General features: G+C 55.4%; 14 protein-coding genes and 1 pseudogene. 9 read left to right on the top strand and 6 right to left on the bottom strand.

Features of this window, described 5'->3' with window-relative positions; all coding sequences use genetic code 11:
• The first annotated feature begins 68 nt into the window (after positions 1–68).
• Both H5P30_RS21145 and H5P30_RS21140 read left to right on the top strand, forming a co-directional pair.
• Positions 69–1,247, top strand: a pseudogene (locus tag H5P30_RS21145) (IS4 family transposase).
• Positions 1,248–1,948: 701 nt separating this feature from the next.
• Complete coding sequence (locus H5P30_RS21140) at positions 1,949–2,254, top strand: helix-turn-helix domain-containing protein (RefSeq protein WP_221774430.1); 306 nt, start codon at positions 1,949–1,951, stop codon at positions 2,252–2,254.
• Between the two features lie 489 nt (positions 2,255–2,743).
• On the opposite strand, the gene H5P30_RS21135 is transcribed toward H5P30_RS21140, so the two are convergent.
• The 4 genes from H5P30_RS21135 to H5P30_RS21120 form a co-directional block, all read right to left on the bottom strand.
• Positions 2,744–5,884 (bottom strand): efflux RND transporter permease subunit, encoded by a 3,141-nt coding sequence (locus H5P30_RS21135; protein WP_185694909.1) that lies wholly within the window; start codon positions 5,882–5,884, stop codon positions 2,744–2,746.
• Positions 5,881–7,095, bottom strand: a complete 1,215-nt coding sequence (locus H5P30_RS21130; RefSeq protein ID WP_185694908.1) for an efflux RND transporter periplasmic adaptor subunit — start codon at positions 7,093–7,095, stop codon at positions 5,881–5,883. The genes H5P30_RS21135 and H5P30_RS21130 overlap by 4 nt, the downstream gene beginning before the upstream one ends.
• Positions 7,092–8,540 carry an efflux transporter outer membrane subunit gene (locus H5P30_RS21125; RefSeq protein ID WP_185694907.1) on the bottom strand — a complete coding sequence of 483 codons (1,449 nt, stop codon included), beginning with the start codon at positions 8,538–8,540 and terminating at the stop codon, positions 7,092–7,094. Before H5P30_RS21125 ends, H5P30_RS21130 begins: the two co-directional genes overlap by 4 nt.
• Before the next feature lie 68 nt (positions 8,541–8,608).
• A complete protein-coding gene (locus tag H5P30_RS21120; RefSeq protein ID WP_185694906.1) occupies positions 8,609–9,568 on the bottom strand; it encodes a transposase in 960 nt (319 codons plus the stop codon).
• Positions 9,569–9,697: 129 nt separating this feature from the next.
• Here H5P30_RS21120 and H5P30_RS21115 point away from each other — a divergent pair, with 129 nt between their 5' ends.
• From H5P30_RS21115 to H5P30_RS21090, 6 genes are all read left to right on the top strand, one after another.
• Positions 9,698–10,861, top strand: coding sequence for a trans-sulfuration enzyme family protein (locus H5P30_RS21115; protein WP_185694905.1), 1,164 nt, complete (start codon positions 9,698–9,700; stop codon positions 10,859–10,861).
• Positions 10,862–10,974: 113 nt separating this feature from the next.
• Positions 10,975–11,661, top strand: coding sequence for a M14 family metallopeptidase (locus H5P30_RS21110; protein ID WP_185694904.1), 687 nt, complete (start codon positions 10,975–10,977; stop codon positions 11,659–11,661).
• Positions 11,662–11,703: 42 nt separating this feature from the next.
• Positions 11,704–12,615, top strand: a complete 912-nt coding sequence (locus H5P30_RS21105) for a TIGR01777 family oxidoreductase (protein WP_185694903.1) — start codon at positions 11,704–11,706, stop codon at positions 12,613–12,615.
• Between the two features lie 15 nt (positions 12,616–12,630).
• Positions 12,631–13,602 (top strand): FAD-dependent oxidoreductase, encoded by a 972-nt coding sequence (locus H5P30_RS21100; protein WP_185694902.1) that lies wholly within the window; start codon positions 12,631–12,633, stop codon positions 13,600–13,602.
• 4 nt (positions 13,603–13,606) lie between these two features.
• Positions 13,607–14,500, top strand: a complete 894-nt coding sequence (locus tag H5P30_RS21095; protein ID WP_185694901.1) for a DMT family transporter — start codon at positions 13,607–13,609, stop codon at positions 14,498–14,500.
• Positions 14,501–14,523: 23 nt separating this feature from the next.
• Positions 14,524–16,011, top strand: coding sequence for a phospholipase D-like domain-containing protein (locus H5P30_RS21090; RefSeq protein ID WP_185694900.1), 1,488 nt, complete (start codon positions 14,524–14,526; stop codon positions 16,009–16,011).
• A 60-nt stretch (positions 16,012–16,071) separates the two neighbouring features.
• Here the strand turns inward: H5P30_RS21090 and nadB are convergent, their stop codons facing one another.
• Complete coding sequence (gene nadB / locus H5P30_RS21085; protein ID WP_185694899.1) at positions 16,072–17,676, bottom strand: L-aspartate oxidase; 1,605 nt, start codon at positions 17,674–17,676, stop codon at positions 16,072–16,074.
• A gap of 48 nt (positions 17,677–17,724) precedes the next feature.
• Complete coding sequence (gene panC / locus H5P30_RS21080) at positions 17,725–18,567, bottom strand: pantoate--beta-alanine ligase (protein ID WP_185694898.1); 843 nt, start codon at positions 18,565–18,567, stop codon at positions 17,725–17,727.
• Positions 18,568–18,859: 292 nt separating this feature from the next.
• On the opposite strand from panC, the gene H5P30_RS21075 reads away from it, so the two are divergent.
• Positions 18,860–20,110 carry an LL-diaminopimelate aminotransferase gene (locus tag H5P30_RS21075; RefSeq protein ID WP_185694897.1) on the top strand — a complete coding sequence of 417 codons (1,251 nt, stop codon included), beginning with the start codon at positions 18,860–18,862 and terminating at the stop codon, positions 20,108–20,110.
• Positions 20,111–20,126: the final 16 nt, after the last annotated feature.

Raw genomic sequence — 20,126 nt, 5'->3', positions numbered from 1 at the left:
ACAGGATAAAGGTTGTCACGCATTTGAATCGGCTGGCGACCTTCCGTCGCATTCGTTCTCAATAACGGATGAACGCTGGCAGGCTCGTTTTTACTCAGATTACCGATGGCTTGGACCGGAAGGAGTTCGACCGATGCATCAAGCTTTACCCGATGCCCAAGAGCAGTCGCGGATTTACCGCACGCGACCAATTCCTTGCCATGGTCTTTGCCCAGTTGACTTACCGGGAGGGGTTGCGCGAGATCGAGGCTTGTTTGCGCGGGAATCAAAACGCTTACGCGATGGGGTTTCGCGGCAACATTACCCGCACCAATTTGGCATATGCCAACCAATGGAGGGACTGGCGCGTCTACGAAGCCATGGCTCATATCCTCATTCGAAGGACGCGGAGACTTTAGGCAGGCGAGACGAACCCGATGGGTCTCGATGGCATGGTCGTCGCGGTCGATTCGAGCACCATCGATCTTTGCCTGACTCTCTTCCCTTGGGCGGACTTTCGTTCCACGAAAGCGGCGGTAAAGATCCACACGCAGTTCGAACTTCAAGGCTCTATCCCGCTGTTCATCGACGTTACGAAGGGACGGGAACACGATGTGTCTTTCCTCGACCGAATGCCAGTCTCTCCCGGAACGATCTATGTAATGGATCGTGGATACCTCGACTTCGGTCGACTCTTCGGCCTCAGCCAGGCCGGAGCGTTCTTCGTTATCCGTGCCAAACGCAACCTCGACTGCTATGTCCGGGAGTCCCGCAGAGTTGCCAAAATCACAGGTCTGCGCAGCGATCAAACAATCGGTCTGAGCGGAGCCCTGTCCAAGGAACGATATCCCATTGCTTTGCGTCGAGTTCGTTTCTTCGACGAGGAGACTGGCAAGGACTTGGTATTCCTTTCCAACAATTTTTCCATCCCAGCATTGACCGTCGCCTTGGTCTACAAGAGCCGCTGGCAGATCGAACTTTTCTTCAAATGGATCAAACAGAACCTGCGGATCAAGTCCTTCTTCGGAACCTCGGACAATGCCGTCAGAACCCAAATTTGGATCGCCATCTGCACCTATCTTCTCGTCGCCAGTCTCAAAAAGACTCTCTGCCTCGACCACAGTTTGACCCGGATTCTGCAAGTTCTGAGTGTTAACGCTTTTCAGAAAGTTCATATCAATCAGCTATTTACAGAATCCTTCACAAATTTTGACGAAACTCAATTATCTAACCAACTCAACTTCAACGACTTCCTAACTGGACAGTAGTGGTATTTATAAAGTTTTGACAAAGATGAGTGGGCGAAAATTTGTCCTTTTCCAGGTTTTGTGGGGGATGTTCCCATAGTGAGTTGCGGAATTCGTTTAATTTTTAAGATCTGCTCGGTGAGTATAGAAAATGAGAAGAACTCGATTTTTGGATCAGACCCTCCTGGAGCCGACATTTTGAATTTTTGGATGACAGCCAGCCGGGTGGGATCCGTTGACATCGTTCCGTTCTGATTGCGGAGAGTAAGCTCGGAGAAAGATTTTTGGGAAATGGTGAATGTAGGCGAAGAGACACTCTTAAGAATCGACGCCTCTGAGTTCTGACTTTGCCGGGGCGTTTCGGAATAACATTCTCCCTTTCCCTTGGGAATTTGTCTCACTTTAACGCCATTGGAATTTAGAAGCCTTGAAGTCGAGAGAGGCACAGTTGCTGGATTTTGAGGTTTGTTCCATTTTGGGATCATTCCGATTGAAATGCTCTGGAATCTGTTTAGGATAAAGAAGTTCGTTTTTATATTAACTTTACAGGCAGATAGCTACATGCGGAGCGGCTCTGGAAGCTATTGATTTGCAACTAAATGGGGAATTTACCCAAAATAAGCTCCGTATTTAGTTAGAAATAATTGGACATCGGAGCAATTCTGTGGATGTTATGGGGGAATCCCCCACTCAGGGGGATTTGAATTCAACCAGGAAGAACATTGGAACCATCAGAAAAAAAGAACCTAATCGGAGGAAATCTGCGCAGGATGCGCATGGAGCGTGGCTCCACCCAACAAGGACTCGCTTCAGAGTGTGCAGCTAGGGGCTGGGATCTTTCCCGCGCCGGTCTGTCCAAGATTGAAGCCGGAATCCGCCGTGTTAACGATGCGGAGCTACTCCTCCTCTCCGATATCCTCAAGCTTCCCCTTGGCGCTTTCTTCGGTCTTTCCGAAGGTGCAAGTGACCAAGAAAAGGAAGAAGCTGCCACTGCTGCGATCTCTGTCGCCCGCCACGGCCGCGACTAAAAATTCTCAGGCAGTTTTTATTTTTGCGAGACCTCGCTTCGTTGATCGAAGCGGGGTCTCTTTTTTGCTCGGAGAGGAATGGCGATAGCTATTTCTACAGGTTGCGCGGAAATGCGTCGGGAGGTGCTAAAGCATCATCGCCACTCTGGATCTGCCGCAGGACCTCGTCTATCTCGCTTCGTTCTGGAGAGGAATGGCGATAGCCATTTCTTCGGGTTGCGCGGAAGTGCGACGGGAGGCGCTGAAGCATCCTCCCCACTTTGGATCTGCCACAGGACCTCGTCTATTTCGTTTCGTTCTGGAGAGGAATGGCGATAGCCATTTCTTCGGGTTGCGCGGAAGTGTGACGGGAGGTGCTGAAGCATCCTCCCCACTTTGGATCTGTCGCTGGACCTCATCTATTTCGTTTCGCTATGGAGAGGAATGGCGATAGCCATTTCTACGCACAGCCCGTGAAGCACTCGTCGATCAAACCGGTCTACCCTCGACCTATCCTGCCACCTCATTCTCGCGTCGAAACAGGTCCTTGATGTCTTCGAGGATCAGATATGCGGAGGGGACAAGGAAGAGGGTGATGAAGGTGGCGTAGAGGATGCCGAAGGCGAGAGAGGTCGCCATGGGAATCAGGAACTGCGCCTGTAGGTTCGTTTCGAGAAGGATGGGAATGAGTCCCACGAAGGTGGTCAGGGAAGTGAGCAGCACGGGACGGAATCGTTGAGCGCCGGATTCACGGACCGCTTTGAGGAGAGGTTGCCCTTCGCGGACTTGCTGGTTGATGAAATCCACTAAGACGAGGCTGTCGTTGACGACTACCCCGGAGAGGGCCACCAAGCCCAAGAGCGAGAGAACGCTGAAATCCTGACCCGTAATCCAATGTCCTCCGATCGCTCCCACGATGCCGAATGGAATGACAGACATGACGATCAGGGGCTGCGCGTAGGAGCGGAAGGGGACGGCAAGGAGCGCGTAGATGATCAACGCAGCCAGGGCGCCCCCTTCGGCCATCTTGAGTTGGATTTCCTTCTGTTCCCGGTTTTCCCCTTCGATCGATATGTTTACAGTCGGAAAGTTCTTTTCGAGCTCGGGAAAGGTTTTTTCCTGAAGGTCTTTGATTACGTCGTTCACGTTGGTAATCGCATCATCGGCGTCCGCGTAGACGTTGACGGCACGGCGTCGGTCGATACGGGTGATTTCGGAAAATCCTTTGCCCATCTCCAAATCTACTGCGTTGCGCAGTGGCATTGGATCGCCTTGGGCGTTTCGGATCCACATATTTTGCAGAGAAGAGAGTTGATCCCGCGATCCTTCGGGCAGGCGGACCATGATCTTGATTTCATCACGGCCTCGCTGGATACGTTGAACTTCATCCCCGTAAAAGGCCCCACGGACCTGTCGGGCGAGATCGGCTTGGGTGAAGCCGGCGGCTCGAGCCGAGGGGAGGATCTTTAAATTTATTTCGTCCTTACCCTTCTCGTAAGAATCCCGGACGTCGAAGACTCCGGCATAGGAGTTCAGGTCTTCTTTGATTCGGTTGCCGACCGCCTCCAAGTCTTCGAAGCGATTTCCGGTGAGTTGAATGTTGATCGCGAAGCCCGCGGGATTGGCGGCTTCGGCTTGGAAGGTGAGGTCTCGGATCCCCGGAAGCTGGCCAACTTTCTGGCGCCAGCGGTCGGCGAGGTCGGGGGCTGAGATGTCGCGAATTTCTGGATCGACGAGCTCGAGGGCAATTTCTCCTTGCCCGATTTTGTTCGTGCGCGAACCGCTGCCCCCGGGACCTCCGCCCTGGAATTGGGCTCCGCCCCGGGTGATGGAGAGGTGACGAATCGGGTCGCGGAGTCCTTCCTCTTTCAATTCCTCGCGAACCTCCTCGAGGGCTTTATTCAGACGGGCGACGTTGGCTTCCGTCATCGTGTAGGGTGCCCCGTCCGGCATGTTCATCAGCGCGACGATGTAGTCGGAGGGAACGGGGGCGAGAAAGATGGAGCGAACCCATCCGCTGCCGAGAAGTCCGACGGTAAAGAGGAGGGTGGCTATGAATATCGCGGTGGTTAGATACCGCCAGGAAAGGGCGACTTTTAGGAGAGGGCGATAGACATTGTCGATGAACCTCTCCAGGCTGTCGGCAATGAGGAGCTGAACTTTGCGGAGGCGGCCGATTTCTTTGCGCTCGCGCTGACCGACGCGGCAGAGACTCAGGTGATAGGGGAGGACCAGTTTGCTCTGCACGAGCGAAAAAAGCAGGGTCGGAATCACCACCGCCGGGATTCCGTAGAAGAGTTTGCCCATGGTTCCGGGGACAAGAAAGATCGGGCAGAAGGCGACAACGGTCGTCAGAACCGCAAAGGTGACGGGGATCGACACGCGGTGGGTCCCCCGAATTGCGCTGTCGACGCCAGGACCATTCTTTTGGAAATCCGAGAAGACGCTTTCGCCGACGACGATGGCATCATCCACGACAATCCCCAGGACCAGAATGAAGCCAAAGAGGGTCACTAGGTTGATCGTCAACCCGAGCGAGGGCATGATGAGGATGGTTGCCAGGAACGAGATGGGAATTCCGATGCTGACAAAGAGAGCGAGGAGGGGACGGAGAAAGAGCGCGAGGACGGCCAGAACCAGGAGGAACCCGATGACACCGTTGTTGATCAGGAGATTGAGGCGATCCCGGAGATAAATGGAGAAATCACGCCAGACGTCAATTTCCACGCCTTCGGGGAGTTGTAGTTTTTCGGCAGCGACATAGTCGCGAATCTGACGGCTGATGTTGAGCGGGTTCTGGTCTCCGACTTCGAAGACGCGGACCATGGCGGCGCGCTTCCCATTGAACCGGGTCAGCAAGGGGTCGATCGTGAACCCATCCACGAGCGTCGCAACGTCGCGGACCCGGACGATTCCCCCGTCAGGTTGCGAGAGGAGGATGATGTCGCCGATGGCCTTATCGTCTTTGGCCAGGGTGTTGGAGCGGAGGAGGATCTGGCCTTGTTCCGCGCGGATGGAGCCGCCGGGAAGATCGAGAGAGGAACTTCGGAGGATCGCGGAGACGTCCGCGAAGGTGAGTCCAAATTCGCGGAGTCGGGCCTCACTCAATTCGATCGAAATTTCGAAATCCCGGACGCCAGTGACCTCAGCGGAGGAGACTCCGGGAAGGAGAGTGATCTCGTCGCGCACGCGTTCACCGAGAGCTTTGAGGCTCTTCTCGCTCAGGTCCCCGTAAATGGCAATGGTGATGGTGTCTCGCTCGATATCAGGTTGCTCAATGACCGGCTCCTCAGCCTCCTCGGGGAAGTTGTCGATAGCGTCAACTCGGGTTTTGATGCGGTCGAGGAGGCGTTCGGTCGAGTAGCCCCGTTGCACCTCAGCGACCACTACTCCCATGCCCTCTGCTGCAGTCGATGTGACTTTATCAATTCCTTGAAGGTCTTGGATTTCCTCTTCGATGCGGAGACAGATCCCTTCCTCGACGTCCTCCGGAGCTGCGCCGGGATAGGGGACAGATATCACGACGGTGTCGAGGGTGAATTGAGGGAAGAGCTCGAGCTTTATGCTAAGGGCAACGAAAATCCCGCCGACACAGAAGATGATCGCCAGTAGGTTGGCGGCGACTCCGTTTTTAGCAAACCAGGCGATCATGAATCGGAGGAGGGATCGGTTTCCGCGGGCTGAGAAGACTCGGTTTCTTCAGAATTCGAATTGACTGGCCGGACGAGCATTCCCGGTGCGTAGATGTTCAGAGGGGTCAAGCTCACGCGGTCTCCGTCCGTGAGGCCCTCGGTCGCGATGAAATCGTCGGAGGTGATTTGCACGACGGTCACGGTTTGCTCGCGGAGTTGGTCGTTCTCATATACGATGCGGACGCGGTCCTGGCCGACGAGGGCCGCAATCGGAAGACGGTAGGCGGGGTCGAGGGTGATCCCTTCGATTTCAGCCGAGACAAACGAGCCGAAGGGGACGGACTTCTCGCCCGATCCTTGAAGGTCGAGGGGGTCTTCGAAAAGCGCGATTGCATCGCGAAGACGGGTGACTGGATCGGTCGTTCCGGCCAGTCGATCGATCCATCCGGAGACTGTTGTTGATCCGGATCCTTCTCCGAGGCTCAGGGTGACTCGCGGTTTGGTTTCGGGGTCGTCGGCAATTTCCTCGGGTCCATCGGGGAGAGAGAGGTGAAGAATGTCGGCGCGTGCGAGGGGGAGGTGAACTTCGGCGAATTCCGTTCCGTATAAGGTGGCGACGGGGGTTCCCCGGTTGGAAAGAACGTCTCCGACATTGACCAGTGTTTCCACGAGCTGTCCGTTGAAGGGAGCTCGAATTTTTGTCCGGGCGAGGTTTTTCTCGGCAAGCGCGAGGGCGGCCTCGGCTGAATCCACCCGGAGCCGAGCCTGTTCGAGTTGGGGCTCCCGGCGGGCCAGCGGAGATGGATCGGTGACGCCAACCTCCTCCAAGTCGCGAATCGCCTGATCCGCGTCGGCTTGGGCCTGGACCAGAGTGGTCTGCGCTGATCGCAGGTTCGCTTTCGATTCTGAGACAGCCGCTTCGTAATCAGTGGGATCAAGGGTTAGGAGGACTTCTCCTTTCTCTACGAATTTTCCGGTGTCAAACCGTTCGGAGACGCTCGTGATGAGGCCGCCTACTTCGGCCGCGAGGGTGGCCTTCAGTTGCGGCGAAACCGTCCCCTGAGCGTTGACGGTGAGTGTCGTCTCGGAGCCTTTCACCACCAGAATTTCGATCGGGGTCGCAATGACCTCGGATGGACGCGAAGCGGGCTTTGGCTTTGACCAAATCATGAGTGCCGCCACACCGGTGGCGGCGAAGAGAACGAGGAAAGTGAGAAGGGCTTTCTTCATTTTTGAGAAAGAGTTGGAATGGGTTCCACGGCGGGTTCGAACCCTCCACCGAGGGCTGCGTAGAGATCGATGCGGTTGAGAAGGGCGGCGAGTCGGAGGTCGACGGCAATGTTGTAGGCTTCGAAGGCGCGGTTCTGGAGTTCGAGGACGTCGAGGAGCTCGATGAGGCCCCGTTCGTAACGGTCGAATCCGACAGACGCGGCTTCCTGCGCGAGGACTGCCGCTTGTTGCGCTTGTCCGGCGGCGGTGCGGAGATAGGCGTCACTGTCGAGGGTGTCTTCGACCTCGCGGAAAGCGGTCAAGAGGGTGGACTCGAAGTCGGCGATTGCGGCGGCAAGAACAGCTTCGCGGCGTTCGACTTCGGCCCGGAGACGTCCGCCCTGAAAGATGGGCTGGAGGAGATTTCCCGCAAGATTCCACACGGTGAAATTGCTGTCGAGCAAGTCGGAGAGCTCGTTGCTGGCCGTGCCGTAGCTGCCGGAAAGAGAAATGCTGGGGATCAGACTCTTTTCGGCCTCGCTCACGCGAGAGTCCGCGGCCGAGATTTGTAGACTTGCGGCGATCAGGTCGGGGCGGCGGGCAAGGATTTCTGCGGGAAGCGATGAGGGGGGCGGGGTCTGGAGAATGGGTAAATCTTCCGATGGAGTAAATTCTCCGTCGGGGAAGGCTCCTGACAGGGCTTGGACGAGTCGGTAGGCATTGCGCTTTTCCCGTATCCGGGACTGTAGGGTGGCGCGGGAGCTTTCGACTTGGGATCGCGCCAAGCTGAGCTCAAGGCTTCCGAGAAGGCCGCGATTCACCCGGGCCTCGGTAGCGCGTAGGCTCTTTTCAGAGACCTCTAGCTGCTTTCTGGCAATCTTTTGCTGGAGGGTGAGGGCCGTCGCTTGGAACCAGGCGCGAGCGACAGAGGTGGAGAGCGCGAGGCGGGTCGCTGCATATTGGGCCGCCGAAGCCTCTTGATCAAAAATCGCAGCTTGGCGGGCGTCGGCGATTCGTCCCCAGAGATCGACTTCCCACGATAGGTTGAGCCCCAACTCGTAGCGACTGGAGGTTTGGGAAACGACGCTCTCGCCAATCCCGGGGTAGGTCACCTGATTGACTGTTCGAGCTCGGGCTCCGGTGGCTTGCGCGGAAATTTGGGGTAGCCGATCGGCACCGACGATTCGGCTCGTGGCGACCGCCGCGCGCAGTTGAGCCGCGGCGGCTTCGGCGTCAGGATTTTCCTCCAAGGTGGTCGCGATGAGTCTTTCGAGTCGAGGATCCCCGAAGTCCACTACCCACATTTCGGAGTAGTCGGTGATGATTTCACTCGAATCAGATTCTTCGGCCAATCCCGGAATCCGTTTCTCGGCAGCCTCTTGGGCGAGCGGGCGTGGATTCGAGGCACAGCCCCCGCCGACCAATAGAATCAGTATACTAGAGAGGAATGAGACAAGGCGGAGCATGCGAAGAAGGCCAAAACGTAGCCTTTCGATCGTCGATTGTCCAGAGCCCCAATCGGTTCGTGGAGATTCTACTGGAAAAGATTTTTGTGAAGTCCTTGCGCAACCGAAAGACCTCGCCACTGAGCGCCTCTCATGGCTTTCGGAACGGCGGGATGCTTTCTCTCCTTCCCTCGGGCACGAATCTGAGCCTCGACGAATTCCTTGGATCCCAGAACAACGCCATCGCTGAAATAACGAATTCTGCATCGTAATATGGTTGCGAGCGGCAGTTCCCCACGCGTTTCATTCAAGACTCGCAGAGCTTCCTCGCGGTTGAACGAGATCTTCCCATCTTTGGGTCCCGCCCCGGCTCCATAGAGGGTCTGTCGATATCCCGCCAAATCCGGATCGACAAGCGCCAACCCTCTACGTGCCAGTTTGCTCCCTCCCAGAGCCTCCGCATATCCACAGAAACGATAATCCTTCGGATCCTCGACCAATCCCGATCGAACTGCGTTAAGGTCGATATAGGCCGCAACCGTGCGCAAGGCCCAGTGATTTCCCTCGACCAATACACTCTTAAAACGCTCCGACCAAAGAGGGCCAAAACGATCCCGCGATTGATTGAACCATCGGGTGAATCGCTGTTTTAACGTCTTCATAAGCAGGGAGATATCGTGCATCCGATGGGTGAGCGAAAGCCGCAAAGCCTCACTTTCTGGAGTCTGATTCTGTAAATGCCACTCCAATACCTCTGCCCGCATCGGCTGCCAGGGAGTCGGCTCAGGGTAGAGCACGCGAAACCGCCGAACCAACTCCTTATCCGAAATTTCAGTAGATTTAGGGGGCGCCTCCACCAAGAGATGAAAATGATTTTTCATCACCGCATAAGTAATCACCCGGATCCCCGAAAATTCAGCCACTTGCCAAATCATCTTTCGAAGGATTTCCCTTTCTCTCGACCCAAACAAGGCCTCCCCATTTACCGTACGACTCATCAAGTGGTAGTAGGAAGTTTGTTTTTCCGATTTTAGGCGTATCGGCTTCATTTAAACAGATCCTCTCGGAAGATGGATTGGATGTCAAGTAATTTTAGTCAGACAAAAATACTCAGTTGGATGAAGATCTTGGTTATTCCGCTGGTCAGGAGGGGGTTCTAGCGCCTAGAAGAGGGGTTAATGAGTGACCGAAAACAGCATTTGGACACGCGGGCGGTGCACGCGGGGGTTTATAACGATGACACCCACGGCTCCATTACTACGCCGATCTATCCGTCTTCGACCTTTTCCTTCCCGACTCCCGGGGAGCCTCCCCATTTTAATTATGGTCGGGTGGATCATCCTACCCGCGAGGCTTTGCAGCAGAATTTGGCGAGTCTGGAAGGTGGGCATCGGGCTTGGGCTTGCGTGAGTGGGATGGCTGCGATTCAGGCTGTATTGTTTCTTCTAAAATCTGGGGACCACGTGGTTTGTGGGCGGGATGCTTATGCGGGGACGCTTCGATTATTCCTACGGGTTTTGCGCCGATTTGAGATTCAGTTTTCTCTGGTTGAAATGGAAAATGAGGAAGCGGTTCGGGCGGCCGTTCGTCCTGAGACGAAGATGATTTGGATCGAGACGCCGACAAATCCGATGATGCGGGTTGTGGACATCGCGGTCATGACGGCTTTTGCCCGCGAGCGGGGGTTGATCTCGGTGGTGGACAACACTTTTCTGACACCGGTTTTCCAGCGTCCCTTTGAATTGGGGGCGGATATCATTATTCATTCTACGACGAAATACCTGAACGGTCATAGCGATGTGATGGGGGGGGCTGTGATTTGTCGGGATGAGACCTACGCAGATGAGATCGAGTACATTATCGCGTCTGTGGGTTTGGGACAGGGGCCTTTCGATACTTGGCTGGTCCTGCGGGGGGTGAAGACCCTTGGGGCTCGGATGAAGGCTCACCAGGAGAATGCGATCAAAATTGCGGAGTTCCTTTCGGAGCGGGAAGAGATTCGTTCTGTCAATTTCCCCGGTTTGCCCGATTTCCCTCAAAAGGAGGTCGTGGAGCGACAGCAGTCTGGGCCGGGAGGGATGCTTTCTTTTGAGCTGGAAACCGAGAAGGTGGATCCGATTCGCTTTGTGAAAGCGGTACGGATTTTCCAATTGGCCGTTAGTCTTGGGGGAGTTGAGTCCTTGATCGAACTCCCCTTTTCGATGAGTCATTCGTCGATGGAGGAAGAGGAGAAATATTCGGCGGGGTTGAAGCCGGAGTTGGTTCGTCTTTCCCCAGGAATTGAGGCGACGGAGGATTTGATCGAGGATCTGGATCAGGCACTTCGTGCGGCGGCTTTGTGAGCTTGAATCGGGAGAAGGGACGGGAGCAATCGCCTCCGGGAGATTTGTTTTCGGTCCCGGAGTATCTTGAAAGGATTCGCGATCTTGGCGTTTCGGCGGGGTTTTCGGTGGAAATGTTCGCAGAAGTTTCGGGATTTTCTCTCCCAGTCCTGACGCGGAATTTGAACGCTGAGAAATCTCTCTACGTGTCCTCTGGGGTGCATGGGGACGAGCCGGCGGGTCCATTGGCGATTGCTCAAGCTTTGGAGTCCGGGGCGTTCTCTGACGAATTTGGGTGGGTGATCTTTCCCGTCCTCAATCCTACAGGCCTGGTCCGCGGGACTCGTGAGACGGCCGACGGTGTCGACCTCAATCGGGATTACAAGGCTTTCCAAGCGGCTGAGTCTGTCGCGCATTGCCGTTGCCTCGCCGGCTCGGGTTGGAAGTTTCAGGCTGCGCTCGGACTGCACGAAGATTGGGAAGCCCAAGGAGGTTATCTTTACGAGCACAATCCCCGCGCCTATGCCAATCCTTGTCAGGGCTTGCTTTTCAGTATCGAGAGAACGGTCGGGCTCGACGCGAGTGGCGAAATTGATGGTTGGCCTACGACCTCTCCCGGGTTGATTCACCCTCCTAGCAATCCCGAGCTCCGGGATCTTTGGCCTGAGCAGATCTACTTGCTCCAACACCATACGACGATGAGCTACACGCTTGAGACTCCTAGCGAGTTTCCTTTGGAAAAGCGTGTGAACGCTCACGCCGAGGCGCTGAGAATCTTTGGGGATCCACTCCAGTGGATTGAGGATCGTCGACGAACCTGAGGCTTCGATTGCGAAATATTGGTTTTTGATAGATGTAAGGATATGACCGAAGAGGAGAATCAGAGTTGGAAAATCGCAATCACCGGCGGAACGGGAATGATCGGATCCGCAGTCCGGAAATCGCTGGAGAAAGCGGGGCACGAGGTCCGGGTGATCAGTCGTTCCGGTGACGAAGGAACGATTCTTTGGCAGCCGGATGAGGGTAAAATCGACGAAGATGCTCTCACCGGAACGGATGCGGTCATTCATCTGGCCGGTGAGCCGATTGCCCAGCGTTGGACCGGTGAAGTCCGGGAGCGCATCTATTCAAGCCGGGTTCGCTCGACTCGTCTTCTGGTTCGGGCCCTCCGGGATTTACCCACTCCTCCAAAGGTTTTTCTCTCGGCTTCTGGAATCAACTTCTACCCACCAACACCGATGGGTGCCCAATTGGATGAGTCCGCCGGGGAGGGCACGGACTTTCTTTCGCGGGTCTGCCATCACTGGGAGGGAGAGGCGCGAAAGGCCGAGGAATTCATCCCGCGCGTATGCAGGTTGCGGACAGCAGTCGTCCTCTCCCCGGAGGGCGGAGCGTTGGCGAAGCTGCTTCCGATCTTCAAGTCCGGAGTGGGTGGGCGTATCGGCTCAGGAGAGCAACCGTTCCCTTGGATTTCCCTCGAAGATTATACACGGATCTGTCTCCACCTGATTTTTCAGTCCTCCTATTCAGGCGCGGTGAATCTAGTCGCTCCCGACGCGGTGACCAACGAGGAGTTTGTGAAAACTCTGGCCGATGCGCTGGACCGCCCCGCCGTTTTGCCCGTCCCGAAGGTGATGGTGCGGATGGCTTTCGGTGAGATGGGGATCTCGACTTTGTACGAAGGGGTGGATGCGGCTCCGGCGGTTCTTCAGGCGGACTCTTTTGAATTCCGGCACCCCAAATTGGGACCAGCGCTTGCGGAGATCCTCGGGTAGGAGTAGACCTACCCGGTGAGCTTAGAAGGAAAGAACGTTCTCGTCGTCGGGGCAGGAATCTCCGGCTTGATGGTGGCGACCCGATTGCAGCAATCCGGTGCGAAGGTGAAGATCGTTGAGAAAGGGCGAGGCTTTGGCGGCCGGATGGCTACCCGACGGATGGAGGGCGCACGACTCGATCACGGCGCCCAGTTTGTGACCGTGCGATCCGAGGAGTTTGGGAGCTGGATCAAAAAATGGAAGGCGTCCGGTACGATACAGGAATGGTTTCGACGGGCACCCTGGGATTCTTCTCCAGAGGAACATCCTCGATATTGTGGAGTTTCGGGGATGACGGATATCCCGAAAGCATTGGCTGCCGATCTCGATGTGGATCGATCGGTTCGCCTTACTGGGACAGAATGGTCTACGGAAGGGTGGAGGGCTCACTCCGAGTCGGGCGAGATTTACGAATCGGATATTCTGATTTTGACGGCGCCAGTTCCTCAATCGGTCGACCTTCTCCGGGGTTCCGGGATTTCGTTGTCACAGGAGGATTGGGACGGTCTCTGTGGAATCGACTACGATCCCTGTCTCTCGGGCTTGTTGATTCTCGATGGGCCCAGTGGGATCCCTGAGCCGGGAGCGATGAAGCTGCAGGAGGGCTGTCTTGTCTGGATTGGGGACAATTCGCGCAAGGGCATTTCTCCAGATGTGTCGGCGGTAACCGTGCACAGCACTCCGGATTTTGCCAGAAGGTATTGGGACGTCCCGAATGAGGAGCGATTGCCTCTCTTGCAGCAGGCTGCGGAGCCCTACTTGAGTGCGAAAATCGTTTCGGGTGCCGTCCATCGCTGGCGTTTCAATGTGCCTCTGTCGTTCTGGAAGTCTGATTTCTTCTGGGACGAGTCATTTTCGCTCGGGCTCGCAGGGGATGCTTTTGGCGGAGCCAGGGTTGAGGCAGCGGCTCTCTCCGGATGGGCTCTCGGTTCCCATCTCAGAGGGTAGAGTGATGCATCCGCTTCTGTTATTGCCGCTTTTGTCGGCATTCCTGTACGCTCTTTCATCGCTGTTCCTAAAGCGCGGATTTGAAGAGGGTGTCGGATTTATTCGGACTCTGTTCCTCTCAAATCTTGCGATGGGCATTCTGATTCTCGGTCTGCTGCCGTTTCAAACCGAGCCAGTCCATTGGGACCGTATCCATCTCCCATTGATCGCGGCGGTATTCTTTTTTCTCGGGCAGACCTTCACCTTTGTGGCGATTCGAGTCGGTGATGTATCGGTGGTCACCCCGACGATGGGGACAAAAGTGATCTTTGTCGCGATTCTCGCGAGCTTGTTCTTCGGGCACGATTTGTCGTTTGCCGGATGGATGGCTGTGGTTCTGGCAGGCTTCGCGGTGGCTCTACTCGGGATTGGACGTAATGCCGCTGCCGCGGGGAAAGGAGTTTTGCCAGCGATCGGCTGGGCGCTCCTATCATCTATGTTTTTCGCGACCTGCGACAATCTAGTGTCGGCATGGTCCATCGATTTTGGAAGGCCGGCGTTTGTCATGGTGCTCTTTGTTTCGGTGAGCATTTTCTCCTTGGGGCTTATTCCATTTTTCAACGCTCCGCTTCGTTCCGTTTCGCGGAAAGCTTGGCCATGGGTCCTCTGGGGAGCCGGGATTCTTGGGTTGCAAGCGTTGCTTCTCGGGGTGGCATTGACCTACGAAGATCCCACGGTCACCAATACGCTCTACTCTAGTCGTGGCCTCTGGGCGGTGGTTCTTGTTTCGACGATCGGGCTCTGGTTTGGCAATCGAGAGGGCGAGCTGCCCCGATGGATTCTGGCGGCCCGCCTGGGGGGATCGCTCCTTATCCTTGTGGCAATTTACTTGATGCTGTTTGTGGCTGGAGTCGAATAGCCTTCTCGTTCAAGGTTTGGGGGATGCGGTTTTTGCTCCTTCTCTTTCTCATCTTTATCCTGACCGTGGGCCTTCTCGGATTTTATCACATCGCGAAGCCTCTTCCGGATGGTCTTGATTATCGGGGGACCGACCGAATCCTCGGGCCCGAGGAAATCCAATTCTACTCCGATGTGACGGCTCGCACGGAGGGCGGAGAACGGTGGATGCGGCAGGAGATTTTTGAGGAATTGTTTCGTCAGATCCGTGAGGCCGAGGGATTTGTTGTTGCCGATTTCTTTCTGATCAACGAGTTCGCGGGTGGGGTTCCCGAAGGCGCGGACGTGGAGTCTCTTTCGGAGGGGTTGATCGACGCATTGGTCGAGGCTCGAACGAAGAATCCGGAGATGCCGATCATCCTCATTTCGGATCCCCTGAATACTCTTTACGGGGCGGTCGAGCAGCCTCTTTTTGAAACTTTGGGGCGCAACGGCATCGAGGTAGTGTTGACTGATATTCGTCAACTGAGGGACAGCAACCGGGTCTTTTCTCCTTTCTGGCGAACCCTTTTTCAATGGTGGGGAGATCCGAAGGGCGATTTGATTTCCAACCCGATTGGTGAAGGGGAAATCGGTTTGCCGGCGATGTTGGAGTTACTGAATTTTAAGGCGAATCATCGCAAGACGCTGGTGACCGCTGACCGAGAAGGGAATTTGAAAGGTTTTGTGACCTCGGGCAATCCCCACAGTGCCAGCGCACTTCATGGAAACGTGGCGATCGCCTTTGAAGGGGCGCTTGCGGCCGACCTCTTGCGAACCGAGCAAGCGGTTTATCGAATGACGACCGGAAATGAGTTTCCTCAGAAGATCCAGAAATATTTAGAACGTGAATACGGCCCAGTCTCGGGGAATGAAACCAGTCTCTCGGCGGTGATCTTGACCGAAAAGGCGATCAAGCGGGAACTTTTGGATCGAATTGATCGGCTGGAGCGGGCCGATCAGGCCGACCTGGCTCTCTTCTACTTTTCGGATATGGATCTTCGGGCGGCCCTGGCTCGGGCGGTCCAGCGGGGGGCGAAGGTGCGCTTGCTAATGGATCCCAATAAGGATGCTTTCGGCCGCGAGAAAAATGGGATCCCAAACCGCCAGGTGGCGGAGTGGCTTGTGAATCAAGGAGTGGAAGTCCGGTGGTATCTTACGGAGGGCGAGCAGTTCCACTCCAAGATGGCTCTATTTCAATATGGGAAGGTTCAGGATACGCTGGTTCTCGGATCGGCCAACTGGACTCGCAGGAATCTCGACAATCTGAATCTGGAAACCTCGGTGAGCATTACCGGCCCGTCCACGAGCCCGGTCTTCATCAGTGCGGGAGATTATTTCGACTTTGTTTGGACGAATCGATTCCAACGTGGACGGGAAGGGGTTCCTTCAGATCTCGTGACCAGTGCGAAGTTCAGTGAGTATCGCGATTCGTCTCCGTTCCGGAAAATTCTCTACTGGATCATGGAGAAATCCGGCGCGAGCACTTTCTGAGGACACGCAAACCAGGTTTGCTGGGATCGATCGTGGAGGCTTGACTGGTAACCCGATCGATCAGCGAATGATCTTGGTATCGAGGGCTTCCGGGGAAAGAGAAGGGTAGTCGAGAATGTAGTGGAGTCCGCGGCTCTCTTTGCGTTGGAGCGCGCACTGGACCATGAGGTCGGCCACCTGAACCATGTTGCGGAGTTCGAGGAGCATCGGTTCAACCCGGAAGTTCCAGTAGTAGTCGTTGATCTCGCGGGAAAGGAGCTGGATGCGGGCCCGTGCGCGCTCGAGTCGTTTCGTGGTGCGGACGATGCCGACGTAGTCCCACAGGGTGCGTTTGAGCTCGCTCCAGTTGTGGAAGAGAATGACACGCTCGTCCGAGTTGCTGACGTTCCCGTCGACCCAAGGCGGCAGGTTACGGATTTCCTCGGGATGATCGGATAAAAACTGATCAACGGACTCGACCCCCCTGTGGGCGAGAACGAGCGCCTCGAGGAGAGAGTTGCTGGCGAGCCGATTGGCTCCGTGGAGGCCAGTGCAGGCTACCTCGCCACAAGCGTAAAGTCCCTTGAGCGATGTTTCCGCCGTGAGGGAGGTAGCGACTCCTCCGCACAAGTAGTGGGCGGCGGGGACTACGGGGATCAGCTCTTTCTCAATCTGGATCCCGTTCTCCCGGCAATGGGCGTAAATGGTGGGGAAGCGCTCTTCGAGCTCCTCCTTCGATTTGGAGGTGATGTCGAGGAAGACGTGCTCAGCCCCCGAACGTTTCATCTCGGAGTCGATGGCACGGGCGACTACATCGCGTGGAGCGAGATCCTTGCGTGGGTGATAGCGCTCCATGAAGGGTTCGCCGTCACTGTTGCGGAGGATGGCGCCTTCGCCGCGGACCGCTTCGCTGATGAGAAAGCGTTTTCCGTCGCGCGCGAAGAAGGCGGTCGGGTGAAACTGGACGAACTCGAGATTGCGGATTTCGGCTCCGGCGCGGTAGGCCATTGCGACTCCGTCACCAGTGGCGATGTCCGGATTGGTGGTAAATTGGTATACTTGGCCGATCCCTCCTGTGGCGAGGAGAACGGCTGGTGTCCGGAGGGCGAAGACAGAATGGTCGGCTTCATTGAAGCAATAGATGCCGGCAACCCGATTGTCCTCATCGGTCGTGTTGAATCCGAACTTTTTGAGCTTCCGAGTGGTGATCAGGTCGATCGCCATGCAGTGCTCGCGCACCTCGATGTTGGGGTGCTCGTTGATCGCGTGAAGCAGCGCTTGCTCGATGGCGCGTCCAGTGACGTCTTTTACGTGGAGAATACGGCGCTTGGAGTGCCCTCCTTCTTTGCCGAGAGAAACCCGTCCGTCCTCAAGTTGAGAGAAATCCACCCCGATCTCGATCATCTCCTTGATGCGTGCCGGACCCTCTTGGACGATCTGGTTGACGACCTCACGGTTGCAGAGACCATCCCCCGCCTCGAGGGTGTCTTCGACGTGCATCTGGAAATCGTCGGTGCTCGAGGTTACGCAGGCGATCCCGCCTTGAGCGTAGTTGGTGTTCGATTCCGCCCGATTTTTTTTGGTGACGATGCAGACGGAGCGGCCTCGTGAGGCGAGCCCGAGTGCAAAACTCAAACCGGCTATTCCGCTGCCAACGACAACGGCATCAAATTCGAAAGTCTTCAATGTTAGGAGAGAGAATAGGTAGAGAAGGGGTAGAGATCTAGGGGAAGATCACAGTTCAATATTGTCGATGAGTCGGACTTGGTCGAGCCAACAGGCGACAGCGATCAGACACTCCCCGGACTTTACCTCTTTGACGGGCTGCATCATCATCTTATCGACGATGGAGGCATAAATGATGCGGAGTCGTCGGCTCGTTCCCAAGGTGTGGGTGACTTCGGCAATGATCCGATCCACGCTTTGAACTCCGTTGTCCGCGAGGGACTTTCCTTCACTCAGGGCTTTGAAAATCAATCCGGCATCCTTGCGTTGCTCGGGCGTGAGGTACTGATTGCGGGAGCTCTTGGCGAGACCGTCCTCTTCGCGGATCGTCGGTGAGATGGCCAACTCGATCGGCATCTGGAGATCGTCGATCATTTTCCGGATGACGGCGCACTGCTGGGCATCTTTTTGGCCGAAAACAGCGACATCCGGGCGGACGATGTTGAAAAGCTTGGCGCAGATCGTGGTGACCCCGCGGAAATGATTTGGCCGGGAGATGCCGCAGAGACCTTTGCTGACTACATTTTCTTCGACGAAAGTGGAGTAGCTTTTCGGATAGATGTCCTCCTCCGAGGGAGCGAAGACGATGTCGACACCATGTTTTTCGCAGAGGGCCAGATCGTGCTCCAACTCGCGAGGATACTGCTGGAAATCTTCACTGGGCGCAAATTGGGTCGGGTTGACAAAAATCGAAACGATGGTGATGTCGGATTTTTCTTTTGCCGTGTCAATCAGGCTGGCATGGCCTTCGTGAAGAGCTCCCATCGTGGGAACGAGACCGATCAATTGGCCTTTGCTTCGATTGGAAATCGAAGTCGATTGCATTTCGTTAATGGACCGGATGACCTGCATAAGCTGTTGAGAGAAAGGGGAATTTCGTAAGTTTTTCAAACAAAACCGTGCGCGCAGGCCCGTATCCGGCGAAATGACGATTAATTTATGATCCTATAAGAGGGGATGTTGCCGTCAGGAGAGTCCGACTCTCGTGAGGAGTTTGGGTAGTGTAAAAGTAGTCAGGCTAAAATTACTTTACAGATTGACGGGAATGAAATCCTCAAGGTTTGAGGAAAGAAATTGATTTGGACTGGGGGATATTCTCATTCCTCCTTGCTTCGTTTGGATTCTTGCTAAAAAAATTGAAACCATGGAAGAATCTTTCATTCAGTCGCAATTTTCCGATCGGATCGGGGGTCAGAGCTTTGGCAAGGATACTGCCATCTATAAGTTCGAGAAGATTAAACGGGCGAAGCGTGCTGCGGTGAAGGAGCACCCCAAGAAGGCTCTCATTGATATGGGAGTGGGTGAGCCCGACCAAATGGCCTACCCGGAGGTGGTCCAGACTCTGCAACACGAGGCCGCATTGAGCGAGAATCGGGGGTATGCCGACAATGGATCGGAGTCCTTTAAAAAGGTCGCCGCTCATTATATGGAAAAAGTTTTCGGAGTGACCGGTCTCGATACGGAAAACGAGATCCTGCACTCGATCGGCTCAAAGACCGCTCTCTCGATGTTGCCCGCCTGCTTCATCAATCCCGGCGACGTGGTTTTGATGACGACTCCCGGTTATCCCGTTTTGGGGACTCACGCCAAATACTACGGCGGCGAGGTCTACAACATGGAGCTCAAGGAGGAGAATGGATTTTTGCCAGACCTGAAGGCCGTCCCTGCGGATGTTCTCAAGAAGGCCAAGATGATGGTCCTCAACTATCCGAACAACCCGACCGGTGCTTCCGCGACGAAGGAATTTTTTGAAGAGGTAGTCGAGTTTGCGAAAAAGAACGAGATCATCGTCATTCAGGATGCAGCCTATGCGGCTCTCATTTTTGAAGGCGAGCCGCTATCGATTTTGCAGGTCCCGGGAGGGAAGGATGTGGCCATCGAGCTGCATTCGCTCTCAAAGGGTTTCAATATGACCGGTTGGCGCATCGGTTTCGTCGTCGGAAATCCTCTGATCGTTTCGGCTTACGGCCATGTCAAAGATAATTCCGACTCGGGACAGTTCCTGGCGATTCAGAAAGCTGGTGAGGCTGCCTTGTCCCGTCCTTGGATTACTCAGGAGATTTCTGCGAAGTATTCTCGTCGTATGGGCAAACTGGTCGAAGCGCTCCGCTTCTCCGGTTTCGATGCGAAGAAGCCATCGGGTAGTTTCTTCCTCTATGTGAAGGCACCGAAGTCTGCGAAGCCCGAGTCGGGTGGGGATGCCATCGAGTTTGCGACGGGTGAAGACTTTAGCCAGTGGCTGATCCGCAATGAGTTGGTCAGCACCGTGCCTTGGGATGACGTCGGGGCGTATGTCCGCTTCTCCGTGACTTTTGAAGCGCATGGTGAGGAAAATGAGAAACGGGTAATCGACGAGATTCGCAACCGTCTCGCGAAATACGAGTTCTCGTTCTAAGCGATCTTTCGCGTGC

Source organism: Puniceicoccus vermicola (assembly GCF_014230055.1).
GTDB lineage: Bacteria > Verrucomicrobiota > Verrucomicrobiia > Opitutales > Puniceicoccaceae > Puniceicoccus > Puniceicoccus vermicola.
Note: the sequence above shows the minus strand (reverse complement) of the source record. Positions and strands in the feature narration are given on the sequence as shown.

Coding starts and splice junctions, on each gene's coding strand:
- H5P30_RS21135 (WP_185694909.1), bottom strand. CDS start 5,884: ATGATCGCCTGGTTTGCTAAAAACGGAGTCGCCGCCAACCTACTGGCG.
- H5P30_RS21130 (WP_185694908.1), bottom strand. CDS start 7,095: ATGAAGAAAGCCCTTCTCACTTTCCTCGTTCTCTTCGCCGCCACCGGT.
- H5P30_RS21125 (WP_185694907.1), bottom strand. CDS start 8,540: ATGCTCCGCCTTGTCTCATTCCTCTCTAGTATACTGATTCTATTGGTC.
- H5P30_RS21120 (WP_185694906.1), bottom strand. CDS start 9,568: ATGAAGCCGATACGCCTAAAATCGGAAAAACAAACTTCCTACTACCAC.
- H5P30_RS21115 (WP_185694905.1), top strand. CDS start 9,698: ATGAGTGACCGAAAACAGCATTTGGACACGCGGGCGGTGCACGCGGGG.
- H5P30_RS21110 (WP_185694904.1), top strand. CDS start 10,975: ATGTTCGCAGAAGTTTCGGGATTTTCTCTCCCAGTCCTGACGCGGAAT.
- H5P30_RS21105 (WP_185694903.1), top strand. CDS start 11,704: ATGACCGAAGAGGAGAATCAGAGTTGGAAAATCGCAATCACCGGCGGA.
- H5P30_RS21095 (WP_185694901.1), top strand. CDS start 13,607: ATGCATCCGCTTCTGTTATTGCCGCTTTTGTCGGCATTCCTGTACGCT.
- H5P30_RS21090 (WP_185694900.1), top strand. CDS start 14,524: ATGCGGTTTTTGCTCCTTCTCTTTCTCATCTTTATCCTGACCGTGGGC.
- panC (WP_185694898.1), bottom strand. CDS start 18,567: ATGCAGGTCATCCGGTCCATTAACGAAATGCAATCGACTTCGATTTCC.
- H5P30_RS21075 (WP_185694897.1), top strand. CDS start 18,860: ATGGAAGAATCTTTCATTCAGTCGCAATTTTCCGATCGGATCGGGGGT.